Source organism: Streptomyces sp. NBC_00271 (assembly GCF_036178845.1).
Taxonomy (GTDB): Bacteria; Actinomycetota; Actinomycetes; order Streptomycetales; family Streptomycetaceae; genus Streptomyces.
Genome location: NZ_CP108070.1, coordinates 3,189,517 through 3,204,947 on the forward strand (window position 1 = coordinate 3,189,517; position 15,431 = coordinate 3,204,947).

The window sequence follows — 15,431 nt, forward strand, 5'->3', positions numbered from 1 at the left end:
GGACGAGGGGGCTTGCCATGGCGGATCCGGCAGTCAGTGTTTCTCCCTACTGGGAGCTGACCTTCGACGCGGACGGGGACGTGGACGGCCGGGAAAGGGACCGGCTGTTCGCGGAGGTGCCCCGGCGCGGAGTGCGTGATCTGATCGTCTTCGCGCACGGCTGGAACAACGACCGTTCCGTCGCGACCCGCCTCTACAGCCAGTTCTTCGCGCCCGTGCCGGGTCTCGCGCCGCACGCGCGTCTGGGCTACGTCGGTGTGGTGTGGCCCTCGATGCGGTTCTCGGACGAACCGATCCCCGACTTTCCCCGGTCGGTGGCCGCCGCCGTCCCCGCCGACGTGCCCGCCGCCGCCCGCGCCGCGCTCGACAAGGACACCCGGCACGCGCTCTTGGAGGTGTTCCCCGGCCGGGCGACGGTCGTCGAGCAGATCGCGCGCCTGCTGGACCAACAGCCGGACGAGGGAGCCTCGTTGGAGGAGTTCGGACGCCTGGTGCGGCTGCTCGTGGAGGTACCGCCACAGGGACCGCAGGCCGCCTTCGCCGCGGACACGCTCGCGGAGGGCGTGCCGCAGGGCGACTCCGCGATGCTCTTCGGGGACACGGCCACGGTGTGCGGCGAGTTCGCCGAGGCGCTGGCCGGGATGACGGCCTCCGGCGAGACCTTCGCGCTGCCGCGGCCCTGGGACGGGGCGCGTGAACTGCTGCGCCAGGCCACCTACTACGCCATGAAGCGGCGCGCGGGCACGGTGGGTGAGCGTGGGCTCGGGCGCGCGCTCGGGCAGCTCGCGACCGCCGCGCCCGGGGTGCGGGTGCATCTGGTCGGACACAGCTTCGGCGGACGGCTGGTCTCCTTCGCGCTGCGCGGACTGCCCGAGGGCGTGCGCACGGTGAAGTCCGTGACCCTGCTCCAAGGGGCCTTCTCGCACTACGCGTTCGCGGCGTCGCTGCCCGGCGACCCGCGGGCGAGCGGCGCGCTGCACGGCCTGCAGAGCCGCGTCGACGGCCCCCTGGTGTGCTGCTACTCCCACTTCGACACGGCGCTCGGCACGATCTACCCGCTGGCCTCCCGGATGGCGGACGACGACCGTTCGGTGCTGGGGCTGGACCTCGACCCCGGACACCTCCTGGGCGCCCGCTGGGGCGCGATGGGACACGACGGGGTGCAGGCGGTGGAGGGCACGAAGACGTTCACGCTCGCCGACGCGCTGCGCGCGCAGCTTCCGGTGTCGGGGTGCGTGAACGTCGACGCGTGCGCGGTGGTGAACCGCGGCGGCCCCCCGAGCGGGGCCCACAGCGACATCTGCCACCGGGAGCTGGCCCAGGTGGTGCTGGCGGCGGGCCGCGTTCGATGACCCGCCGCCGGGAGTCCGTGACGCGCTCCGGGGTCACCGGTGCGACGTGTACTCCACCACCTGCTGGTAGGTCGGCCGGTTCTGCCAGGTGATCTTGCCGTGCTTGATACCGCCGAGCGTCCGCTGGACGATCGAGTCGGCACACCACTGGTCGCCCGCCGAGCACTGGTCGTCGCCCGGGTAGACCTGGGCGGCCGTCAGGCCCGCCGCCGTCTTGAGTGTGCTGATCAGGGCGTCCCGGCAGGCGCTGAGGCTGCCACCGCCGCAGTACTTCTGCGACAGTCCGCCCTGCACCGACTCACCGAGGACCGCCCGGATGTCCTTGTCGACATAGCTCCACCAGCCGTACTGGAAGGAGCTTCCGGCGTGCGCGCCGGTCGGGCCGTGCGCGGCCGACGGGGACTCGTCGATGGGCAGGTTGTTGGAGAAGGCCGTGTACAGGTCGGTGCCGAGACCGGGTTGGAACTCGGCCTTCACCAGCAGCGGCCACCAGGCGTCCAGGATGCGGATGGCGTCGGCGTTGGCGTAGACCTTCGAACCGGCCGAGGTCTCCTTGCGCTTGGCGCCGGCCGTCACCCAGTCGGACAGCTTGGTCACCGCCGCCGCGGCCGTGGTGTCCGTGACCGTCGAACTGTTGATGACCTTCAGCAGCTTCGGCAGCACGTCCTCGGCCCGCAGATCGGCCAGCGCGGCGTCGGCCATCGCCTTGGTGAGCGAGGACCTGGTCACCCCGCCCGCGGCGACCAGCTTCTTCACCCGGTCCTCCAGGAGGTTCCCGCGGTGCACGGAACCGTCGCCCCAGGGGGCCGTGGTGTAGTCCTTGGCCTGCTTGTTGTTCCAGGAGATGTAGTAGTCCTGGTCGATGGAGTTGGGGTGCGCGGACGGCGGGGTGTACGAGGCGGTGTTCGTCGTCGGGTTCCAGTTCTGCCACTCGTACGCGGCCTGCGCCCAGACCGGGAACTCGGCGTCGACGCCGGTCGCCCGCACCGGGTTGTCACCGCTGTTGTAGTACGCGGTGTGCGAGGAGTCGGCGTAGAACCAGTTGAAGGTGTAGTTGATGTGCTGCACCGCGCTCTGGAACGTCCCCGGGCTCTTCACGTAGTCCGGGTCGTTGAGCATCTGGAAGCCGATGATCGAGTCGGCCTCGTGCATGTAGGAGGAGCGCAGGGTCGTGTAGGCGACCTTCTTGCCGCCGACCGTCGCGCGGTACTCCACGGGACCGTACTTGGTCCGGTAGACCTGCATGCGGTACGAGCCCGCCGCGGTGCCGTCGGCCGTGGTGGGCTTCCAGGAGTTGGTCCGCTCGACCTTGTCCATGGCGGTGCAGGTGCCGTGGTACAGGTAGTGGTAGTCGTCCTGGCACAGCTCGACGGCGTAGGTGTCGATGATGTCCTGGCCGGAGGTCGTCGCGCTCCAGGAGTAGTCCTGGCCGCGGCCGAGTTCGACGTACATGCTCAGGCCCGCGAAGGAGGCGCCGCGCGCGCTGAGGCCCGGCCCCTGGATCTCCTGGAGCATGAGGAGCTGTGGCGCGAAGTAGCCGGTCTGCGGCCCGAAGACGGCGATGGGGTGGCCGCTGGCGGTGTACTTCCCGCTCACCACGAGGGCGTTGGACATCCCGCGCTTCGCGGAGGTGAGGGTGGTGGCGGCCGCCGTCGCCGAGGCGCTGGTGGCGGTGGCGGTGGCCGCGCTGCCGGTGCGGTCGTAGACCAGCGGCTCCTGGGCCACCGAGCCGGCGTCCGGCAGGGCCTCGCCCTGCGCGGTGTCGGGCTTCGAGGCGTACGGGAAGCTCTCGCCGTTGTGGACGGTGAGCACCGCCTCGGGGTCGTTCCGCTCGCGGAAGGACTCCCAGACCTTCGTGCCCTCGGTCACGCCGTACTTGGACTGGGCGGCCAGCAGCGAGAGGGCGTTGTTGACCTCGCCGCCACCTCCGGAGCCGAAGAGCGAGCCGATGACGGAGGCCAGCGCGACCAGGTCGGTGATCTTGAAGTGGTCGATGGTGCCGGCGTTGGTGATGGAGTCCTTGTGGCCGGTCAGGACGTACTCACCGGGGAAGTAGCGGCCGCTGTCGGAGGCGTCGATGTAGGCGTTGATGCCGTCGATGTAGGCGTTGGCGTCGGCGAGGGCCTGCTGGCCGCGGGCGCCGTTGTTCGCGATGGCGTTGTCGATCTGGGTCTGCAGATCGGCCTCGGTGTAGGGCGCGTTGCGCCAGAACTCCTGCTCCAGACCCTGGTTGGAGGGGGCCCCGCCTGCGAAGGAGGTCAGCTGGCCGCGGCCGACGTGCCGGAAGACGTCCATCAGCCACAGCCGGTCCTGGGCGGCGGCGTACCCGGCGCCGTACTCGGTGCCGTAGCGGGTGGTGCCGGTGATGTGCGGCACACCGGTCTTCTTGTCGCGGACGATCGTCACGTCGGTGCGGCCGCCGGGCGCGGTGGTGGAGGCGACCTGGTCGGAGGCGACCCCGAAGGACGCGTCGTTGAAGAAGTCGTTGATCTTGGCGTCGGTGAGCGTGGCGGCACCCGAGGCCAGGTTGTTGTAGGGGCCGAGCTGGTCCTCGGCGTGGTCGGGCTGGATGCCGAAGGCCTGGTTGAGGAGGATCTGGGCGAGGGTGGCGTTGCCGTTCTGACCGGGCGGGAGGATGTCGGAACACTGGCCGCCGCAGTAGTCGTTGGCGGCGAGCGCGGTCGTGCTGTCGGCGGCCGTCGCCTGGGTCAGCGGGGACAGCAGGGCGGCTATGAGAGCACAGATGGATGCCGCCCCCAGGAACTTGGGGAATCTGCGGGGAGTTCTCTGTCTGTCGGGTGCGGTGCGTGGGGTGCGTCGTGGCATGGCTGCTCCTACCGACGGGGGTGGGCCGGACGTTACCGCCGGTATCCCCGAGTTGGAAGATGAACATGCGTCAACTTTTCAACGATCACTGAGCTGTTCAGAGGTCACGAGCCGTTTAGAGATCGACGGGCCATGCGAATCCGGCGACACCGCTCATCCCGGCCCACGGGCTTTTCAACAGGTGACTGACAGCGAGGGGAGGTAGGCCGGAGGGAGTTCGGCCGGTGACTTATGGCGCTCGTCGGAAATTGGATGGAGCCGAATCGCGTGTCGATACGTCTACTCGGCGACGTCCCTGGGACGGCAACGCCGAAGTGACCGAAGTACAGGTGCAGGTGTGACGGAGGTGCAGGGCGATGGCGGGTTTTCGGAGTCTGGCGAGACAGGTGCGAGATCCGAGGAATGATCTGGCACTGCGACGCTATTCACTGCGCAAGTGCCTGGAGAGGTTTGCCCCTTACGGACATCGGGCGACCTGGGACCATCTCTGCTCCCGGGCCGGGTTCGGCCCCGAGGACCGGTCCCCCGATCCAGCGCGGCTCGTGGCCGCACTGGACGAGTTGGAGGAGGCCCGCTCCGTCTGGCTCGCCTACGAGGTCGAGTTCGCCGAGCGCCGCAAGAAGGAGAAGCACGACGGACTGCGCCGGCCGGGCAGCGTGGACGACTGGCATCGGCTGACCTGGGGCGGATTCGGCGTCGCGTGGTGCGACGATCCGCGGATCCACCCCCACGAATCACTGGCCGAGGTGCTGCGCCGGCTGATCGCCGCGCTGGAGCGCGAGCCCGGCACGGTCTGCCCGGTCTGCACCGATGAGCGCCTCACCTGGAAGTACGACCTGGCCCACGAACCGTCGTCGGGTCCCGTCTGCACGGGTTGCGGAATCGTCGTACCGCGGCCCGTCCTCACGCCCGAGGCGCTGGCGGAGGCCAGGCGCGGGCGGTTGCTCGTCTCCGTGTGAGCGCTCCGCCGGGTTGAACGGGGGGCGGGTGCAGGGGTCGACGGTCGGCGGTCGGGGTAGGGCTCGGGGCCGACCGGGTTACGGGAACTGCGGGTGAGTCGTCGGCTGCGGGATCGTCCGTGGCTGGGCGCGCAGTTCCCCGCGCCCCTTCGGGGCGCTGATCTCGACGGGGGCGCAACTGAGGACACCCGGTGGGCCGACGCTAGCAGCCGCAAATCCGCTCGCTCCACCGCTTTCTCCTCGGGACAGTTGGGCTCGATGAAACCCCGTTGAGGTACCCGCGGAATCCGAGGAGTCCCGATGTCGACGCTGCGCGTCACCGCCGAAGTGCTGACCGTCCACGAGCATCCGAACGCTGACGCGCTCGAACTGGCCCAGGTGGGGCTGTACCGAGCCGTCGTCGCCAAGGGCGCCTACCGCACCGGCGAGAGTGCCGTCTACATCCCCGAGCAGTCCGTGCTGCCCATCACGCTCATCGAGGAGCTGGGCCTGACCGGACGCCTCGCGGGCCCCGGCTCGGACCACGTCAAGGCCGTACGCCTGCGCGGTGAGCTGTCGCAGGGCATCGTCTGCCGCCCGAAGGCGCTGGCCGACGTCGACCTGGCGCGGGCCGCCGCGGACGACACCGACTTCGCCGAGGCGCTCGGCATCGTCAAGTGGGTGCCGCCGATCCCGCCCACCATGAACGGCGACGTCGAGTCCGCGCCCGATCTGCTGCCCTGGGTCGACATCGAGAACATCCAGCGGTACCCGGACATCTTCGCGCCGGGCGAGAACGTCGTCCTGACGGAGAAGCTGCACGGCTCGGCCTGCCTACTGACCTACCTCGCCGACCAGGACCGCGCGTACGTCTCCTCCAAGGGTTTCGGCGCCAAGTCCCTCGCCCTCAAGGAGGATTCCCGCAATCTGTACTGGCGTGCCGTCCACGCGCACGGCGTCGCGGCGGCCGCGGCCCGGCTCGCCGAACGGCTCGGCGCCCGCCGGGTCGGCATCTTCGGCGAGGTGTACGGGGCGGGCGTGCAGGACCTGTCGTACGGCGCCGACGGCCGCCGCGAGTCCCTCGGCTACGCCGTGTTCGACGTGTCCGCCGAGATCGCCGGCGAGGTCCACTGGCTGGACGCGGCCGCGCTCCTCGACGGCGAACTGCCGCTGGTGCCACGGCTGTACGAGGGCCCGTACGACATCGGCCGCGTCCTGGAGGTCGCCTCGGGCCGGGAGACCGTGTCCGGGCGCGCCCTGCATCTGCGGGAGGGCGTCGTGATACGCCCTGCCGTCGAGCGCTACAGCCCGGTGGCCGGCGGCCGGGCCATCGCGAAGGCGGTCAGCCCGGCGTATCTGACGCGCAAGGGCGGCACGGAGTACGAGTGACGGGTCCGGGCGGTCGCGGCGCGGGAGCCGCGGTTCCGCCCGGCCACGGAGGCAGACCGAAGGGCACCCCTCCGCCCGGCCACGGGGCGGGCCGAGGGGTGCCCTCAGCAGCACTCCTCGGCCGCGCGCTGCGACTCCTGCGCCCCTTGTGACCGCTGCGGCTTCGGCCGCGCGGTGACGCGCTCCACCATGAGCCGGGAGCCCGCCTGGCGCTCGCCGAAGACGTCGTCCGGGTTGGACAGCACGCAGTTCTCCAGGGACAGACAACCGCACCCGATGCAGTCGGTCAGGTGATCCCGGAGTCGGCTCAACTGCTTGATCCGCTCGTCGAGTTCGGAACGCCAGGCCTCCGACAGCCGGGCCCAGTCCTCGCGCGTCGGGGTGCGCTCCTCGGGGAGTTCGGCGAGCGCCTCGCGGATGGTGGCGAGGGGGATGCCGACGCGTTGGGCGGCCCGGACGAAGGCGACACGACGCAGCGCGTCACGGTGGTAGCGGCGCTGGTTGCCGGTGGTGCGACGGCTGCTGATCAGGCCCTTGGACTCGTAGAAGTGCAGGGCGGAGACGGCGGCGCCACTGCGGGCCGACAGCTGGCCGACGGTCAGCTCGTGGATCTTCTCGGGGATCTGGGGCACCCCTCCAACCCTACCTACTTCGTCACCCGCCCCACCTACTTCGTCACACGTCCGGTCCGTTGACATGCGCCCCGTACCCGACCATGCTAAGCAGTTGCTTAGACATGGAGACGTGGGAGGTCGGGAAGATGGCAGAGCCGAGGACGTTCGCGACGGTCGACGAACTGCGGGCCGCGGTGGGCGAACAGCTGGGGTACAGCGACTGGGTCGAGATCGAGCAGAAGCGGATCGACCTCTTCGCGGAGGCGACCGGCGACCACCAGTGGATCCACATCGACCCCGAGAAGGCCGCGACCGGCCCCTTCGGCACGACGATCGCGCACGGTTACCTCACCCTGTCGCTGCTCCCGCTCTTCGGCCCGCAGCTGATCAAGGTCGAAGGCGTGAAGATGGGCGTCAACTACGGGACGAACAAGGTCCGTTTCCCCGCCCCCGTACCGGTCGGCTCACGGCTGCGCGCCACCGCGCAGATCACCGGCGTCGAGGACGTGACCGGCGGTGTCCAGGTCTCCGTGGCCTTCACCGTGGAGCGCGAGGGCGGCGACAAGCCGGTGTGCGTGGCCGAGTCGGTGTCGCGCTACTACCTCTGAGCGCCCCCACCCGCCCCGGGGCCGCTACTTCTTGGCCCCGACCATACGCAGCACGAGGTCGGCGTAGAGCGCGCCGACCTCGTCGGGCGTACGGGGCCCGTCGACGTTGAACCAGCGGGCCACGTCGATGCAGAGGGAGAGCACGGCGAGCGTGGTGCCCGGCACGTCCGGCACGTCGAAGTCGCCCGCCGCCACGCCGTCGGCGATGATGCCGCGCACGGCCGCGTCGGTCTGCCGTCGCAGCGCGACGATCTCCGCCCGCGCCTCGGGCCCGAGGGCTTCCAGCTCGTACTGCACGACCCGCGCGGTGGTGTGCTGCCCGGCGTGCCACCGTACGAAGGACCGCACGGCGTCGGTGAGCCGCTCGGCGGCGCCGCCGCCGCCCTGCGCCGCGCTGCGCACGATGTCGAGCGCCTTGTCGTGCCCGATCCGGCTGATGCGGTGGAGCAGCTCTTCCTTGGTCTTGTAGTGGATGTACAGCGCGGCGGGGCTCATGCCCGCGCGGCCCGCGATGTCCCGGGTCGTCGTCGCGTGGTACCCGCGCTCGGCGAAGGCCTCCACGGCGGCGACGAGCAGCCGCCGGGCCGCGTCCGGGGTGACCTCGGCCCACGGCTGCATCTCGCCGCCGGCCGTCTCCTCCGCCGTACTCATCGCTGGTTCGCCCCTCTCGCTGACAGGAGGTACACCATACCGCCGAAGCTGAGCGGGCGCTTAGCGTGCCCGCTCAGCGCCCGCGTCCTGACGGTCCCGGATCACCTTGGCCAGCGTGAAGGACGACGTCACCAGATAGAGGACGGCGATGGCCAGAAAGGCTCGCACCCAGGCGTCGGCGTGCAGCTTGTAGATACCGACGGCGGTCGCCACCATGGCGACGGAGAAGGAGGCCACGGCCTGCCCGTAGAAGGCCGCCGTGTTCTGATGCTTGACGGGTGTCTCACTCATGGGGACAAGGGTCGGCGGACGCGACCGGCGCCGCATCCGCCCACGTACTCAGCGCCGCGTGCGGGCGTACTCAGACAGAGGACGGAGACCCCGGTCGGCCTCAGAAGGCGGAAACCCCGGTCAGCGCACGCCCGATGACCAGCTTCTGTATCTGACTGGTGCCTTCGTAGAGGGTCATCACGCGGGCGTCGCGCAGCAGCTTGCCCGCCGGGTACTCGTCGATGTAGCCGTAGCCGCCGAAGACCTGGAGTGCGTTGTTCGCGGCGCGCACGGCGGCCTCGGAGGCGAAGAGCTTGGCCTTCGACGACTCCGTGGCGAAGGGCAGTCCGCGGTCGACGAGATCGGCGACCCGCCAGGTCAGCAGCCGTGCCGCGTCCACGTCGACGGCGATGTCGCTGATCAGTTCCTGGACGAGCTGGTGGTGCGCGATGGTCTTCCCGAACTGCTCCCGCTCGGTCGCGTACCGCACGGCGACGTCCAGGGCCGCCTGGGCGATGCCGACGCACCCGGCGGCGACCGACATCCGCCCCTTGGCCAGGGCGGACATGGCCACGGAGAACCCCTTGCCCTCGGGCGCCAGCATGGCGCTCGCGGGTACGCGTACGTCTTCCAGGACGAGTTCGGCGGTGGCCTGGCCGCGCAGGCCGAGCTTGCCGTGGATGGTGCGGCGGCTCAGGCCGGGGGTGTCGGTCGGCACGAGGAAGGCGGAGACGCCCTTGTGGCCGGGCGCGTCGGTGGAGCGGGCGAAGAGCAGGACGACGTCGGCCCAGGTCCCGTTGGTGATGAACATCTTGGTGCCGTTGATGACGTAGTCGTCGCCGTCGCGTACGGCCTTCGTCGTCAGGTTGCCCGCGTCCGATCCGGTGCCGGGTTCGGTGAGGCCGAAGCAGCCCACGTACGCGCCGGAGGTCAGCCCCGGCAGCCACTGCCGCTTCTGCTCCTCGCTCCCCCAGTACGCGATCGTCTTGGCGACCAGACCGAGCGAGACGGAGACGATGCCGCGTACGGAGGAGTCACCGCGGCCCAGTTCCTCCGTCACGAGGCAGTACGCGAGGTGGTCGCCGCCGCTGCCGCCGTACTCCTCGTCGACGGTGAGCCCGAGGAAGCCGACCTCGCCGAGCTTCTTCACGAGCGAGCGGTCGACCTCCTCCGCGCGGTCCCACTCGACGACATGAGGGGCGATCTCGCGGTCCACGAAGTCCTTGGCGAGTTGCCGGACGGCGGTCTGCTCCTCGCTGAGCTCCAGGTTCATGACGGTCACCCCATTTGAAAGCCGTACATTCGAAAAGCTAAATTAGCACTGCTAGTTTAAGTCCGCAGCCCTACTATGTGCGCCATGGCCCGACCGCGCAAGCCCCTCCTGAGCACCGACCGGATCGTCGACACGGCACGGGCCCTGGTGGACGCGGAGGGTCTGGCCGCCGTCTCCACACGGCGGCTCGCCGCCGAACTGGGTGTGAGCGGGCCCTCCCTCTACAACCACTTCCGCACCAAGGACCAGATCCTGGAAGCGGTCGCGGACTCCGTGAGCGCGCAGGTCGACCTGTCGATGTTCGAGGACGGGCGGGAGTGGCGTACCGCCCTGCACGACTGGGCCGTGTCCTACCGGGCGGCGCTGCGCGACCACCCGAACATCGTCCCGGTCCTCGCCCGCGGTCCCGGGCGCCGACCCGCCGGACTGCGCCTCGCGGACGCCGTCTTCGGCGCGATGGTCGACGCCGGCTGGCCACCGGCCCAGGCCACGTCGATCGGCGCCCTGATGCGCTACTTCATCATGGGCTCCGCCCTCGGGTCCTTCGCCGGAGGCTTCGTCGACGACGAGAGCGCGTACGACCCCGCCGACTATCCCCACCTCGGGCAGGCCCACCTGCTCGCCGAGCAGCAGGAGAAGGTGGACGAGCGAGCCTTCGAGGTGGGGCTCGGGGCATTGCTGGACGGACTGACGGAGCAGTTCGCAAGGGTGACGGCCGACGGCTGACGGCGCCGAGGCGGACGGGTGGGTTTGTTGGCTGCGGGTGAGTGGGGGCTGGCCGCCGGCCGAAGAGTGTCGGGCGGGCGGGGGATGCGGGGCGAAGCCCCCGCTTCAGGGGCGCGGGGAACTGCGCGACCAGCCCCCACCCGCCCGCGGCCGAGCGACTCGGAACAGGCGGGAAATCCGGGGCGGAGCCCCGACCCAGGGGCGCGGGGAACTGCGCGACCAGCCCCCACCCGCCCGCGGCCGAAGAACCCCCGAGGCCCGGAGACCGTTCGGCCGGGGCCGAACGGTCGAGGGCGGATGATGAGAGGCATGACGAGGTCGACGGATCCGGTCGCACCGGGACTCGCCGCGCTGGCGGCAATGTTCGCGGACGAGACCCGCGCCACCTTCCTGCTCACCCTGCTCGACGGCCGCGCCTGGACCGCGGGTGAACTGGCCAGGCACGCCCACGTCGCCCCCTCGACGGCCAGCGAACACCTGGGCAAGCTCGTCGCAGGCGGCCTGCTCACCGAGGAACGACAGGGCCGACACCGCTACCTACGGCTCGCGAACCCCCACGTCGCCCAACTCGTCGAGGACCTCGCCGCCCAGGTCGCACCCGACACCACCCGACGCCCCCGCACCCTGCGGGAAGCCGGCACGGGCTCCGCGATGGCCCGCGCCCGCACGTGCTACGACCACCTCGCGGGCCGCCTCGGCATCACCCTCACCGACGCCCTCACCCACCGCGGCCTGCTCCGCCAGGACACCGGGTTCGCGCTCACGGACGCGGGCCTGCGATGGTTCGACGAGGCGGGCATCGACCTGAACCGCACCGGCCGACGCCCCCTCACCCGCGGCTGCCTCGACTGGACCGAACGCCGCCCCCACCTCGCGGGTACCGCCGGCGCGGCCCTGTGCCGCCACGCCCTGGACGCCCACTGGTGCGTACGGATCGGCTCGGAGCGCGCGGTCAAGGTCACGCCCGACGGCGAGCGCGCCTTCGCGGAACTCCTGGGCATCGAGGCGACGGCACTCCGCTGAGCAGCCATGTCCCACCGCGGCGTCCGAAATCCGCGAGCCCCCTGCCCCGTACCCCACCTAGCCTCGGGACCATGATGAACGCCACCTCCCCCGCGTCCGCCCGTCGCGCGGACCTGCTCGCCGCGGGCGCCGCGACCGTCACGGTCGTGCTGTGGGCCTCCGCCTTCGTGTCGATCCGCAGCGCGGGCGCGGCGTACTCGCCGGGCGCGCTGGCACTCGGGCGGCTGCTGGCGGGATCCGTCGCGCTGGGCGCCTTCTGTCTCGTACGCGGCGAGGGGTGGCCGCCGCGCGCGGCCTGGCGCGGGATCGCGATATCCGGCCTGCTCTGGTTCGGCTTCTACATGGTGGTGCTCAACTGGGGTGAGCAGCAGGTGGACGCCGGCACGGCGGCACTGGTCGTGAACATCGGCCCCATCCTCATCGCGCTGCTCGGCTCCCGGCTGCTCGGCGACGCGATGCCGCCGCGGCTGCTCGCGGGCATGGCGGTGTCGTTCGCGGGGGCGGTCGCGGTGGGGCTGTCGATGTCCGGCGAGGGCGGGTCCTCGGTGCTCGGGGTGGTCCTGTGTCTGCTCGCCGCCGTCGGCTACGCGGCGGGGGTCGTCGCGCAGAAGCCGGCGCTCGGGCGGGCGAGCGCCCTCCAGGTGACCACGTTCGGATGTCTGGTCGGGACGGTGGCGTGCCTGCCGTTCGCGGGGCAACTCGTCCACGACGTGGCGGACGCGCCCGCCACCGCCACCCTCAACGTGCTCTACCTGGGCGTCTTCCCGACCGCGCTGGCGTTCACGACCTGGGCGTACGCGCTGGCCCGGACCACCGCGAGCCGGATGGGCGCGACGACCTACGCGGTGCCCGCGCTCGTCGTCGCGATGTCCTGGCTGTTCCTCGACGAGGTACCGGCGCTGCTCACGCTCGCGGGCGGCGCACTGTGCCTGGCCGGGGTCGCGGTGTCCCGCTCCCGCCCCCGGTCCAAGGCTTTCAGCGACGCGGGGAACCTCACGGCCGGCCCCCACACACCCGCGGACAACCAAGCCACCCGGGGCTAGGTCCTGTCGTCACATTCCCGTCGTCCGCCCGGAGGGCGGGCCCTGCGGCGTCAGGTGCGTACTCTCGGCGTGCCGGGCACAGGCCCTCGTACTGGATGTACTTGGGTCTGTGCCCGGTGCGGCGAGAGGGCGTGCATGGCGTCGCGGGGCAGACGGGAATGTGACGACAGGGCCTAGAACACCACCAGCGCTCGTCCGCCCTTCCCCGCCACCATGTTCTCGAACGCCCCCGCGATCCCGTCCAGCCCGATTCGCTCGGTCACCAGCATCCCCAGATCCAGACGCCCCGCCCGTACATGCTCCGCCAGCACCGGCAGATCCCGCCCGGGGTCGGAGTTGCCGTACACGCAGCCGGACAGCGTACGGCCCCAGTGGAAGATCTCCAACGCGTTGAAGGTGACGTGCTGGTCCTTGCCACCGATACCGACGACCGTCGTACGTCCGCCGCGGCGGGTGGAGTCCCAGGCCGCGCGAATGGTCACGGCACGGCCCACACACTCGACGGCGACGTCGACACCCTGCTTGCCGGTGAGGGAGCGGATCTCGCGGGCGGTGGTGTCGGAGGCGACGACGTAGTGCGTGGCACCGGCCTCGCGTGCCAGTGACTCCTTCTCCGCAGAGATGTCCACCGCGATGACCTGCGACGCGCCCGCGATCCGCGCCGCCTGGAGCGCCGCGAGCCCGACCCCGCCCACCCCGAACACGGCGACGCTCTCACCGGCACGGACCCGCGCCGAGTGGTGGACGGCGCCGTAACCGGTGAGGACGGCGCAGCCGAGGAGGGCGGCGTCGGTGAGGGGGATGCCGTCCGGGACGGGGAGTACGCAGCCGGCGGCCACGACGGTCTCCTCGGCGAACGCGGCGACGTTCAGGCCGGGATGGAGGTCGCTCCCGTCGGAGGCGCGCCGCGCGTACACGTCCCCCGCGCCGGTCAGCGCGTTGGCGCACAGCCACACCTCCCCCAGCGAGCAGGCGTGGCAACTTCCGCAGGAGGGCGCCCAGTTGAGGACGACTCCGTCGCCGGGCGCGACACCCGTCACGCCCTCCCCGACGGAGACGACGGTCCCGGCACCCTCGTGGCCGAGGACGGCGGGGACGGGCACCCGCATGGTGCCGTCGGACAGCGAGAGGTCGGAGTGGCAGACCCCGGCGGCGGCCAGCCGGACGCGGACCTGGCCGGGACCGGGCGCCGGGAGGTCGATCTCGGCGATCTCCAGGGGGGCGCCCACGGCGGGAAGTACGGCAGCGCGAACCACGTAGAAGCTCCTCGGCCCAGAACTCTGGGACTGACTGGAATGGAGTGGAGTGGAGTGGAACGGGTCAGAACTGGAGGGACTTCGTCTGGAGGTACTCGGACAGGCCGTGCGCGCCCAGTTCCCGTCCGACCCCCGACTGCTTGTAACCGCCGAACGGGGCACTGGGGTTGAACCGGCCACCGTTGATGTCGACCTGCCCGGTGTCGAGCCGTCGCGCGAAGGCGACCGCCTCGGTCTCGTCACCCGCCCAGACCGCGCCCGCGAGCCCGTACACCGTGCCGTTGGCGATCCGGACGGCGTCCTCCTCGTCCTCGTACGGGATCATCGACAGCACCGGGCCGAAGATCTCCTCCTGCGCGATCGTCATCTCCGGTGTGACGTCCGCGAAGACGGTCGGCTGGACGAAGTACCCCTGCTCACGCGGGGATTCCGGGCCGCCCGCGACGAGCCGGGCGCCCTCGGCGACGCCCTTGTCGATGTATCCGCGTACCCTCGCCTGCTGCTTGGCGTTGACGACCGGGCCGATGCGGTCTCCGTACTTCGCCGCGGCGGTCGCGGCGAGTTCGACCGCCTCCTCGTACCGCGCGGCGTGCACGAGCATGCGGGTCCAGGCGCTGCACGTCTGACCGGAGTTGGACATCACGTTGGCGACGCCGACGTTGACGGCCTTGGCGAGGTCGGCGCTCGGCAGGATGACGTTGGCGGACTTGCCGCCGAGTTCGAGGGCGACCCGCTTGACGGCCGCACCGGCCGTCGCTCCGATCCGCCGCCCCACCGCCGTGGAGCCCGTGAAGGAGACCAGGTCCACGTCCGGGTGTTCGGCGAGGGCCTGGCCCGCGACCAGGCCGAGGCCGGTGACGAGGTTGAAGACGCCCGCCGGGACGGCCGCCTCCGCGACCGCCTCGGCGAACAGCTGGGCGGTGAGCGGGGTGTCCTCGGCGGGCTTCAGGACGACCGTGCAGCCCGCCGCGAGCGCGGGGGCGACTTTGGCGACGATCTGGTGCAGCGGGTAGTTCCAGGGCGTGATCGCGCCGACCACACCGATCGGCTCCTGGTAGACGGTCGAGTTGCCGACCTTCTCCTCGAAGGCGTAGGTGGCCGCCAGTTCGGCGTACGAGCCCGCGACCAGGATCGGTACGGCCGCGTGGACCGCCTGCGAGAAGGACAGCGGGGAGCCGAGCTCCGCCGTGACCGTCTCGGCGATCTCGTCCTTGCGTGCGGTGAGGACGTCACGCAGGGCACCGAGCCGCGCGGCCCGCTCGGCGGGCGGGGTCGCGGCCCAGGCGGGGAAGGCGGCGCGGGCGGCCCGTACGGCGGTGTCGACGTCCTCGGCCGTGCCCGCCGGAACCCGGCCGAGAACCTGTTCGTCCACCGGGTTCACGACCTCGATGGTGTCCGTCCCGGCGGCGGGGCGCCAGGCACCGTCGATGTACATGCCGTCATGTGCCTTCATCGTGTTCCT

At 71.2% G+C, this 15,431-nt stretch carries 14 protein-coding genes; 7 read left to right on the plus strand and 7 right to left on the minus strand.

Annotated elements, in window-relative coordinates; genetic code table 11:
* Positions 1–17: 17 nt before the first annotated feature.
* Positions 18–1,352: a serine-threonine protein kinase gene (locus OG798_RS14985; RefSeq protein WP_121416621.1), complete on the plus strand. Its 1,335-nt coding sequence runs from the start codon at positions 18–20 to the stop codon at positions 1,350–1,352.
* 33 nt (positions 1,353–1,385) lie between these two features.
* Here OG798_RS14985 and OG798_RS14990 read toward each other — a convergent pair whose 3' ends face one another.
* Positions 1,386–4,178, minus strand: coding sequence for a penicillin acylase family protein (locus tag OG798_RS14990; protein ID WP_121416620.1), 2,793 nt, complete (start codon positions 4,176–4,178; stop codon positions 1,386–1,388).
* Between the two features lie 356 nt (positions 4,179–4,534).
* Here OG798_RS14990 and OG798_RS14995 point away from each other — a divergent pair, with 356 nt between their 5' ends.
* A complete protein-coding gene (locus tag OG798_RS14995; protein WP_095855522.1) occupies positions 4,535–5,137 on the plus strand; it encodes a hypothetical protein in 603 nt (200 codons plus the stop codon).
* Between the two features lie 300 nt (positions 5,138–5,437).
* Positions 5,438–6,505 (plus strand): RNA ligase (ATP), encoded by a 1,068-nt coding sequence (locus OG798_RS15000; protein ID WP_328757193.1) that lies wholly within the window; start codon positions 5,438–5,440, stop codon positions 6,503–6,505.
* 104 nt (positions 6,506–6,609) lie between these two features.
* Here the strand turns inward: OG798_RS15000 and soxR are convergent, their stop codons facing one another.
* Positions 6,610–7,137 (minus strand): redox-sensitive transcriptional activator SoxR, encoded by a 528-nt coding sequence (gene soxR / locus OG798_RS15005; protein ID WP_095855520.1) that lies wholly within the window; start codon positions 7,135–7,137, stop codon positions 6,610–6,612.
* A 128-nt stretch (positions 7,138–7,265) separates the two neighbouring features.
* On the opposite strand from soxR, the gene OG798_RS15010 reads away from it, so the two are divergent.
* Entirely contained in the window at positions 7,266–7,727 is a 462-nt protein-coding gene (locus tag OG798_RS15010) for a MaoC family dehydratase (RefSeq protein ID WP_095858187.1), read from the plus strand.
* A gap of 24 nt (positions 7,728–7,751) precedes the next feature.
* Here OG798_RS15010 and OG798_RS15015 read toward each other — a convergent pair whose 3' ends face one another.
* The 3 genes from OG798_RS15015 to OG798_RS15025 all read right to left on the minus strand — a co-directional run bounded on the left by OG798_RS15015 (position 7,752) and on the right by OG798_RS15025 (position 9,921).
* The gene (locus tag OG798_RS15015) at positions 7,752–8,378 is read right to left on the minus strand and encodes a TetR/AcrR family transcriptional regulator (protein WP_095855519.1); all 627 of its coding nucleotides are present in this window, start codon (positions 8,376–8,378) and stop codon (positions 7,752–7,754) included.
* 60 nt (positions 8,379–8,438) lie between these two features.
* Positions 8,439–8,669, minus strand: a complete 231-nt coding sequence (locus OG798_RS15020; protein ID WP_067365118.1) for a YiaA/YiaB family inner membrane protein — start codon at positions 8,667–8,669, stop codon at positions 8,439–8,441.
* A gap of 100 nt (positions 8,670–8,769) precedes the next feature.
* Complete coding sequence (locus OG798_RS15025) at positions 8,770–9,921, minus strand: acyl-CoA dehydrogenase family protein (RefSeq protein ID WP_267061371.1); 1,152 nt, start codon at positions 9,919–9,921, stop codon at positions 8,770–8,772.
* 84 nt (positions 9,922–10,005) lie between these two features.
* Between OG798_RS15025 and OG798_RS15030 the strand changes: the two genes are divergently transcribed.
* The 3 genes from OG798_RS15030 (at position 10,006) to OG798_RS15040 (ending at position 12,713) form a co-directional block, all read left to right on the plus strand.
* Positions 10,006–10,647 carry a TetR/AcrR family transcriptional regulator gene (locus OG798_RS15030; RefSeq protein ID WP_328757194.1) on the plus strand — a complete coding sequence of 214 codons (642 nt, stop codon included), beginning with the start codon at positions 10,006–10,008 and terminating at the stop codon, positions 10,645–10,647.
* Between the two features lie 309 nt (positions 10,648–10,956).
* Positions 10,957–11,670, plus strand: coding sequence for an ArsR/SmtB family transcription factor (locus OG798_RS15035; RefSeq protein ID WP_413253530.1), 714 nt, complete (start codon positions 10,957–10,959; stop codon positions 11,668–11,670).
* A gap of 74 nt (positions 11,671–11,744) precedes the next feature.
* Positions 11,745–12,713, plus strand: a complete 969-nt coding sequence (locus OG798_RS15040) for a DMT family transporter (RefSeq protein WP_121416617.1) — start codon at positions 11,745–11,747, stop codon at positions 12,711–12,713.
* A 173-nt stretch (positions 12,714–12,886) separates the two neighbouring features.
* On the opposite strand, the gene OG798_RS15045 is transcribed toward OG798_RS15040, so the two are convergent.
* Together OG798_RS15045 and OG798_RS15050 are read right to left on the minus strand one after the other, a co-directional pair.
* On the minus strand, positions 12,887–13,969 hold the full coding sequence (locus OG798_RS15045) for a Zn-dependent alcohol dehydrogenase (protein WP_267061374.1): 1,083 nt from the start codon (positions 13,967–13,969) through the stop codon (positions 12,887–12,889).
* A gap of 64 nt (positions 13,970–14,033) precedes the next feature.
* Positions 14,034–15,422 (minus strand): aldehyde dehydrogenase family protein, encoded by a 1,389-nt coding sequence (locus OG798_RS15050; protein ID WP_328757195.1) that lies wholly within the window; start codon positions 15,420–15,422, stop codon positions 14,034–14,036.
* Positions 15,423–15,431: the final 9 nt, after the last annotated feature.